2 protein-coding genes are annotated in these 1826 nt (G+C 50.1%); both read right to left on the bottom strand.

Translation table 11 applies throughout. The annotated features are described in order from the left end of the window. Positions 1–185: 185 nt before the first annotated feature. Complete coding sequence (locus ACI4N7_RS05195) at positions 186–1424, bottom strand: IS256 family transposase (RefSeq protein ID WP_439732303.1); 1239 nt, start codon at positions 1422–1424, stop codon at positions 186–188. A gap of 78 nt (positions 1425–1502) precedes the next feature. After that, positions 1503–1826, bottom strand: a 324-nt coding sequence (locus ACI4N7_RS05190) for a tyrosine-type recombinase/integrase (protein ID WP_439732302.1), incomplete at its 5' end; no start/stop codon positions are given.

Genomic DNA, 1826 nt, shown 5'->3' with positions numbered 1-1826 from the left:
GGGTCTGTCCCAAATTCTGTGTAAACACCGAAATGCGGTGCAAATAGAGCAAAATTTATTCAAGGCGGAAGTGGCGCAAGCTGCTGCCGCCTTGTTTTCAAAATAGCAGTGGATAGTGGGCATGTCAAGGGCGGGGGCGCCAGCCCCCGTTCATCTTGACCCTTGACATGCCGGTATGCAGCAGGTTATTCCGGCATGCGATCAGCAAAGAATACTGCCAGCTGAGCGTGGATCATGCTCCAATCCTGTCTCCGGCCAGTCCATTTTTTTGTGATATCCATCATGGCCAGATACAGCATTTTCAGTAGGCTGTCATCGGTTGGGAACACGGATTTTGCCTTGGTTACTTTCCGAAGCTGACGGTTGAATCCCTCAATTGCATTGGTCGTATATATCAAGCGGCGAACCTCTTGGGGATACTTGAAATAGGTACTCAGATTGGGCCAATTGTCCCGCCAGGACTGAGAAATTTTGGGGTATTTCTTGTCCCATCGCTCAGCGAAGGTGTCCAGTGCGTCTAAAGCGGTAGGCTCATCTACCGCAGCGTAAACAGCCTTCAAATCGGCCATGAGTGCTTTCAAGTCCTTGTAGGATACATATTTGCTGGAATTCCGAAGCTGGTGAATAATACAGTTCTGAATCTCTGTCTTGGGAAACACTGCTTCAATTGCAGCGGAAAATCCGGCCAAATTATCCGTACAGGCAATGAAAATATCTTCTACGCCCCGGTTCCTCAAGCCGTTGAGCACCGTTGCCCAGAATTTTGCACTCTCATTTTCGCCAACCCACATACCCAAAACATCTTTCTTTCCGTCCAGATCGATGCCGATGGCAATATAGACGGCCTTCTTGACGATCTGCCCCTCGCTGCGAACATGGTAATGGATGGCATCCAGGAAAACCACTGCATAGACGCTTTCCAGAGGCCGCTGCTGCCATTCTTTTGCGATGGGAAGGATCTTGTCAGTAATGCGGCTTACAGTCGTATCGGACACTTCTACGCCGTAGATATCCTGAATATGCGCTTCAATGTCACCTGTGGTCATTCCTTTTGCATACATGGACAAGATCTTTTCCTCAATGTCCTGGCTGATGCTGGTTTGGTTTTTCTTCAGCACCTGAGGCTCAAACTCGCCTTTCCGATCTCGAGGCACTGATACCGCTACATCTCCAAAGCTGGTCCGCAGTGTTTTATTACTGTGGCCGTTGCGGCTGTTATCTGTGTCCTTGTTCTTGTAGTCATACTTGCTGTAGCCCAGTTCATCATCCAGCTCTGCTTCCAGGCCATTCTCCATGAATTCTGAGATTGCCTCCTTAAACAGGCTCTGAATGTCATCCATGCTGCCGATGTTTGCCATCTGTAGCAGTTCTCGGATTTTCTCCCGCCGGGCGTTTTCTTCTGGGGTACGATTCTTTCTGGCCATATGTAAAACCTCCCATGTGGTGCTTCTATTCTACACCACATCGGAGGTTTACACAAAATTTGGGATGGTCTCGCATATTCAGCGCTCAGGTGATTCATTCCTTTCTTTTTGGCCATCCCTGCTTCGCAGCAGCACGTCCGCAATGCACTCCGAGGACTGGGCATCGGCCTGCTGTAAAATATGTCCGTAGAAGTTCAGCGTAGTACTGGCTTTCGTATGTCCAAGGCGGTGCGACACCGTGAGAATATCGGTGCCGTTGTTGATCAGGATACTTGCCATGGAGTGCCGGAAGGCGTGGGGATTGATATGCCGCAGGCCGTGCCGCTCACTGAATTTCTTCAGCCAGCCGTTGATGCTGTCCGGGTGCATGGGCAGGCCGGTCTCCTGTGTGAAGACATAACC

It is taken from the genome of Dialister sp. (assembly GCF_051885895.1).
Classification (GTDB): Bacteria; Bacillota; Negativicutes; order Veillonellales; family Dialisteraceae; genus Dialister.
Note: the sequence above shows the minus strand (reverse complement) of the source record. Positions and strands in the feature narration are given on the sequence as shown.

Bases quoted from the DNA above. Each gene is read 5' to 3' on its own strand.
- ACI4N7_RS05195 (WP_439732303.1), bottom strand. From the start codon at position 1,424: ATGGCCAGAAAGAATCGTACCCCAGAAGAAAACGCCCGGCGGGAGAAA.